Source organism: Bradyrhizobium sp. (genome assembly GCF_036009065.1).
Lineage (GTDB): Bacteria > Pseudomonadota > Alphaproteobacteria > Rhizobiales > Xanthobacteraceae > Bradyrhizobium.
The window spans coordinates 1-5,888 of the sequence record NZ_DASYMN010000011.1 but is presented as its reverse complement, the minus strand read 5'-3'; the positions used below and the strand labels follow the sequence as shown (position 1 = coordinate 5,888).

Below are 5,888 nucleotides of genomic sequence, written 5' to 3'. Positions count from 1 at the left end.
CGACATCGTCCGTGTGATCGGCGAGCGCGGCGCCGCGGTGCTGGACGAGCCGGTCAGCGCGGTGATGACGCGCAAGGTGGTGTGTTGCCGGCCTACCGATACCGTCGCCGCCATCATGGAAAAGATGACCTCTGGAAAATTCCGGCATCTGCCGGTGCTCGAAGGCGGCGAACTGGTCGGCCTGATCTCGATCGGCGACGTGGTCAAATGGCGCGTCAAGGAATTCGAGAGCGAGCAGGAAGCGCTGCAGAACTACATCAAGACGGCGTAACGCCTTCTCCCTCTCGCCGCGTGCTGGGAGAGGGTCGGGGTGAGGGGGCCTCTCCACGCACCCTGTGCTCGCGGATGGTCCCCCTCACCCGGATTGCATCTGACGATGCAATCCGACCTCTCCCCGCAAGCGGGGAGAGGTGCTCTAGGCCCGCGCGAGATCGAGGAAGTGGCGGCCTGCCCTGTCCTCGATCTCCACGATCCAGACATCGGGGTCGAATCGAATCTCCTTGGCAAGCCGTTCTTCCACCGCCTGTTCCGGCACCGGCTGCAGCGATGTCGGCGCAAACACCCGCTCGATCGGCCGGCTGTCGTCATAGGCGGTTTGCGGCGCCGGCGCATACAGCATCGCGTTGCCGTCGAGCAGCGCCAGCTTGACGAACACCGCCCCCGCCTCCTCCGCGCCGCGCCGGCGCACGGCGCCGAACACGCCCTCGGTCTGGCAGCGGCGCAAGTATGCCGCCACCCAGATGCTGGATTTCAATCGCATGAAATGGACGATAGGCCGGCAAGCGGATCGACGCTAGGGCGGATCGCCTTCACTCATTCTGGCGTTTCGCGGAGGTTGGGCTTGATCCTGTCGATCCCACGGACAACAATGGTGAGGCCTGAGGACGCGACAAGATGAACGATTTTGCCCTCCCAGAGACGCGCTACGCCCTCAGCGGGGACGTCAACGTCGCTTATCAAGTGATGGGTAATGGACCGGTAGATATCATTATGGTCCCGGGGTTCATTTCACATATTGAATTCCGTCATGAACTGCCCGGCTATACCGCTACTTTGCGCCGCCTTTCGAGCTTCGCACGCGTGGTGACGTTCGATAAGCGGGGCCAGGGATTATCGGACCGGGTATCTGACGCCCCATCGCTCGAACAGCGAATGGATGACGTTCGCGCCATCATGGATGCTATCGGCTCGCAACGAGCAACGCTGTTCGGACATTCCGAAGGTTGCCCGATGAGCGCCTTGTTCGCCGCGACATATCCGGAACGCGTTTCCAGGCTCATTCTGTTTGGGGGCTATGTCACACGGCGCCACCTGAATATCGCGGAAATAGTAGCGCAGCGCGTGAAGTTCTGGGGCACCGGTGCAATGCTGAGACGTGTCGCTCCGAGCCTGGCAGCGGACCCGGCCGCGGTTGCCCAGTTTGCCAAGTTCGAACGGCTTTCGGCCAGTCCGGGAGCCGTCAAATCCTTTACGATGTTGAATTCGCAGATCGATGTCAGTTCTATCCTTCCGGCGGTTCGCGTTCCGACACTCGTGCTCCACAATCAAGGTGACGTGCAAGTTCCGGTTGAACACGGCCGTAAATTGGCAGCATGCATTCCCGAAGCCAAACTGATCGAATATCCCGGCGGCGACCATCTCTTTACCACCGGCGACGTCGAAGCGGCGCTCGGCGACATCGAAGAGTTCATTACCGGGCATCGCGAAAGTTCATCAAGCGACTTCGAGCGCGTTCTTGCCACGGTGCTGTTCACGGATATCGTCGATTCGACGCGCAGCGCCGCGACGATGGGCGATCAGGCTTGGCGGAGATTGCTGGACAGTCATGACCAATTGGCCATTCAAACGGTCGAAAGACATCGCGGGACTTTGGTCAAGTCGACCGGTGACGGAATTTTAGCGACATTTGACGGGCCCGGTCGTGCGGTTCGCTGCGCCCTTGCGTTCGGAACCGCCTCAAAGCAGATCGGCCTGCCGCTACGTGCGGGTCTCCATACGGGCGAAATCGAAATCAGAGGCCGGGATATCGGAGGTATAGCGGTGCACGCCGCGGCTCGCGTTATGGCGCACTCTCAGCCCAGCGAAGTTCTCGTTTCAAGAGTTGTGACTGACCTCGTGGCCGGGGCAGGTCTGCAATTCGCCGAGCGCGGCTCTCATGAACTCAAGGGCCTTCCGGGTCGATGGGATTTGTTTGCTGCGAGTGCATAAGTAGATGGCTGTAATTGGCGCCTTGCTTACGCGATGCTCGACCGCAATTCCCACGCCTGCGGGTTCATGAGCCGACAGCCTAGTCGATCACGCGCCCGGTCACGGTGCTGAGTTCGCGCACCAGCCGATCCGACATCTGGCCGGTGACGGGGAGCTTGCGGTCACGCTCGAATTTCTGGATCGCGGCCTGGGTATCGGAGCCGACGGTGCCGGTCGGTTTGAGCTGGGCGTAGCCGTAGTCGGTCAGCGCCCGCTGTACCGCCGCCACGCGTCGCGAAGCGATGATCAGGTCGGCGACCGGATCGCTGCGCGAGGAAACCGGGATCGGCGCGGGCCCGCGCGCGATAGTTACAGACTGCACCGGCGCAGCGTTTGTCTTGGCGATGACAGAGACTGGAGCCGCCGGCTTCACTTCGGCGGGCCGCACTTCCGCAGGCCGCACTTCAGCGAGTTTTACGTCCGCCGACCTCAACGTGGCTTCAACCGGCCGCGGTCGCGGCAACGGACTAGCAGCCGCCAGGGGAGCGCTGACAGTAGCGCCGAACATCGGCGAGGGATGATGCCCCGCCTGCATGAACATCGCGTTCGCAACGATGGCGCTAACCGCCGCAAAGGCCAGCGCGCCCGCGATCAGGTCTTTCGGGCTGTGCAGCAGAATGCGCATCGCAAGATTGCGCTGCCCGCTCGCCTCGATCGCAACCGCGCTTGCGCCACGGCGCCGGCGCGGCATGTCGACGTCCATATCAATTCTCTTAGGCACTTTTCTTCACCTGAACCATTTTGGCCTGATGTCCGGTTCGCATGCCTGGGTTCAGCGTTGCGATATTGCTTGAGGGCTGCTCGGCCGGCGGCGTGAACGCGAGCGGCAATGCGACGGCGACGGTGGTGCCCTCATCGATCCTGCTTTGCACAGTGATCTCGCCGCCGTGCAGCGCGACCAGGCTTTTGACGATCGACAGCCCGAGGCCGGTGCCCTCGTGCCGCCGCTGATAGGTCTTGCCGGCCTGAAAAAACGGGTCGCCGATCCGCTTCAGGTCATCGGGTGCAATGCCGACGCCGTTGTCGGCGACGCGCACCAGCAGCCGCGATCCCTCGACGCCGGCCGACACCGTCACCGTCCCGCCGCGTTCGGTGAATTTTATCGCATTGGAGACGAGGTTCAGCAGTATCTGCTTGAACGCGCGGGGATCGCCGGTGATCACCGGCAGATCCTCAGCTGCGCGGGTGACGAGGTCGATGCCGTTGTCCCTCGCCTTCAGCGCCAGCAGGTTGCAGCAGCTCAGCAGCGCGCCGCGCGGCGCAAACGGTTCCGGCGATATTTCGAAATTGCCGGATTCCATCTTCGACATGTCGAGAATGCCGTTGACCACGGACAGCAGATGCTGGCCGGAATCGTTGATCAGTTGCGCATATTCCTTGCGCCTCGCCGCATCGATCATCAGCACGTCTTCCTGGGCGATCATTTCGGAGAACCCGATGATGGCGTTGAGCGGCGTGCGCAGTTCGTGGCTCATGGTGGCAAGGAAGCGGCTCTTGGAAGCGTCCGCCTGTTCGGCGGCGGTGCGCGCCAGATCCAGCGCCTGTTCCTGGAGCTTCCGGTCGGTGACGTCGCGCATTACCGCGACCACTTCGCAGTCCGACCCTTCGGGTTTTTCCAGGGCCTGTTCGAGTGGCCGGCAACGCATCTCGACCCAGATGAAGCCGGCGGGGCCGCCTCGTTCACGCGGTGCCTCACGCCGGAGCCGGAATTCCACGCTGCGCGCGGCACCGCCCCGGGCGGCGTCCGACAACGCGGTAAGATAAGCGGGGCGGTCCGCGACGTGGACGCGGTCGAACAGGCCATGCCCGAGCAGGCGGGACACCGGCGTCCCCAGCAACGCTTCGGCCGCGGGCGAAATGAACTGCACCGCGCCGCTCTGGCGGTGGCGTGAAATCACGTCGCTCATGTTGCGCGCCAGCAGGCGATAGCGGTCTTCTTCGGAATTGAGCAGCGCCACGCCGGTGCGGGACAGCGATTCCGCGCCGAAGGCGACTGCCGCGGCATAGAGCGTCGCCGAGGCAATTCCGAACGCCGTGAAAACGCCGCGCGCCGAGGCGTCGGCCTGCAACGGCGGCAGCACGCCGAGCGTGCCCATGACGATCAGCGCGACCGCGCAGGACAACGCCAGCGCCGCGGCAAAGGCCACCACGCGGCGGGACGCCGACAACGAGGCTTCCAGCGGAACCACGACAAGCCAGACCGCCGCGAAGGATTCGATGCCGCCGGTGGCGATCGCCACGGTCATGACGAGGCCCGCCAGCGTCAGCGACGACAGCACATGCGCGCTCTCGTAACGTCCGGTACGCGACAGAAACCATGACAGCAGGATCGGCGCGATCAGCCAGGCGACTGCCGCGACCTCGAGCGCGGTGGGCGCACCGCGCATCGCAAGATAGACCGGGAAGGCCGCGAACGCCGCGAGACTTCCGAGTAGCCGCGGCGCCATGAACGCGCGATGGCGCGCGCCGGTCAGCGCATCATAACGCGCCGACGGATGCAGCAACGCATCGAGACAATCGCGGATCGGTTTCAAAGCGGTCACGGTTCTCGCGCTCGGCTGTCCGTCATGACTGACGTGCCGGAACGCCCCCTTTATCGTTGCCTCAACCTGTCAGAGCGAACTTAAGCGAACGCTAAGGCGCCCGCGGGGGCGCCAAGAGATCGCGCGCAAGAAGCCGGATTTGCGCGGGTTCAGCGGCCATTCAACGCGGATGGTGAATGCCAAGTTTCCGAGAAGCCAGTCGCTATGGTTTCGAAATGGTGGATGCGCCGGACCGAACGCCTAACAATTGCGCGGCGGCATCAATCGAAAATTTACGCCGAATCAAATCGTCCGGTTTTTTTACAAATTTTCCGTGATTTCGGTTCAATGCAGACACTTGCGGTTTATCTGCGCAGTTTAAGAAAAGGATCGATTGCGAGATCAACCGCAACGCAATGAAAAAGACGGGGTCGCGAATGTTCTTCCTGCTTCGCATGGCATTCTGGCTCGGGCTGGTGCTGGTGCTGCTGCCCAGAGAGAAGACCCCCGAATCGGACAAGCTGCCTCAGGTCGGCGCATCCGAGGCGGTGTCGGCTGCGACCGCGGCGGTGTCGGACATGAGCCAGTTCTGCAAACGTCAACCGGCGGCCTGCGAAGTCGGCGGCCAGGCCGCGACCGTGATCGGCCAGCGCGCCCAGGACGGCGCGCGCAAGCTGTACCAGATCATCACCGACAAGAAGTCGGCAGACCATACCGGCTCGATCGGCGGCATCGAGGGCGCCGACGTCGCAGCGATCGGCGCGCCGCGCGACACGCTGACCCCGGACGACCTGCAGGCCGAATGGCATATGCCCGCTCCGGCCTCGACCACGGCAAATTAAGCTCACTCCGTCATTGCCGGGCTTGACCCGGCAATCCATCGCCCTCGCGAGATTCATGCGAAGCATGATGGATGCGCGGGTCAAGCCCGCGCATGACGAGATATTTTCCCGTCGCTACCCGTCGCTTTCGCAGCCCCGCGGTCCTATATATGTCCCACAAGGAGACATCCGGGCCGCGATGACGACGATCGACGAAATCAGGGACAATTTTGCGCTGCTGGACGACTGGGACGACCGCTACCGGTACGTCATCGAACTCGGCCGCACGCTCGACCCG

6 protein-coding genes and 1 pseudogene are annotated in these 5,888 nt (G+C 63.2%); 4 read left to right on the top strand and 3 right to left on the bottom strand.

Annotated features, from left to right (window positions below; genetic code table 11):
- Positions 1 to 271 (top strand): CBS domain-containing protein (locus VGP39_RS00385; protein ID WP_327566132.1); only part of this gene is annotated, 271 nt, incomplete at its 5' end.
- A gap of 144 nt (positions 272 to 415) precedes the next feature.
- On the opposite strand, the gene VGP39_RS00380 is transcribed toward VGP39_RS00385, so the two are convergent.
- Positions 416 to 760, bottom strand: a complete 345-nt coding sequence (locus VGP39_RS00380; protein ID WP_327566131.1) for a DUF1491 family protein — start codon at positions 758 to 760, stop codon at positions 416 to 418.
- Positions 761 to 894: 134 nt separating this feature from the next.
- Here VGP39_RS00380 and VGP39_RS00375 point away from each other — a divergent pair, with 134 nt between their 5' ends.
- Positions 895 to 2,208 (top strand): adenylate/guanylate cyclase domain-containing protein, encoded by a 1,314-nt coding sequence (locus tag VGP39_RS00375; RefSeq protein ID WP_327566130.1) that lies wholly within the window; start codon positions 895 to 897, stop codon positions 2,206 to 2,208.
- A 79-nt stretch (positions 2,209 to 2,287) separates the two neighbouring features.
- Here the strand turns inward: VGP39_RS00375 and VGP39_RS00370 are convergent, their stop codons facing one another.
- Entirely contained in the window at positions 2,288 to 2,950 is a 663-nt protein-coding gene (locus VGP39_RS00370) for a peptidoglycan-binding domain-containing protein (protein WP_327566129.1), read from the bottom strand.
- A gap of 10 nt (positions 2,951 to 2,960) precedes the next feature.
- Positions 2,961 to 4,790, bottom strand: a complete 1,830-nt coding sequence (locus VGP39_RS00365; RefSeq protein WP_327566128.1) for a PAS domain-containing sensor histidine kinase — start codon at positions 4,788 to 4,790, stop codon at positions 2,961 to 2,963.
- Positions 4,791 to 5,206: 416 nt separating this feature from the next.
- Between VGP39_RS00365 and VGP39_RS00360 the strand changes: the two genes are divergently transcribed.
- Both VGP39_RS00360 and VGP39_RS00355 read left to right on the top strand, forming a co-directional pair.
- A complete protein-coding gene (locus VGP39_RS00360; RefSeq protein ID WP_327566127.1) occupies positions 5,207 to 5,611 on the top strand; it encodes a DUF5330 domain-containing protein in 405 nt (134 codons plus the stop codon).
- Positions 5,612 to 5,789: 178 nt separating this feature from the next.
- Positions 5,790 to 5,888: pseudogene (locus tag VGP39_RS00355) on the top strand (cysteine desulfuration protein SufE); the annotation flags it as partial.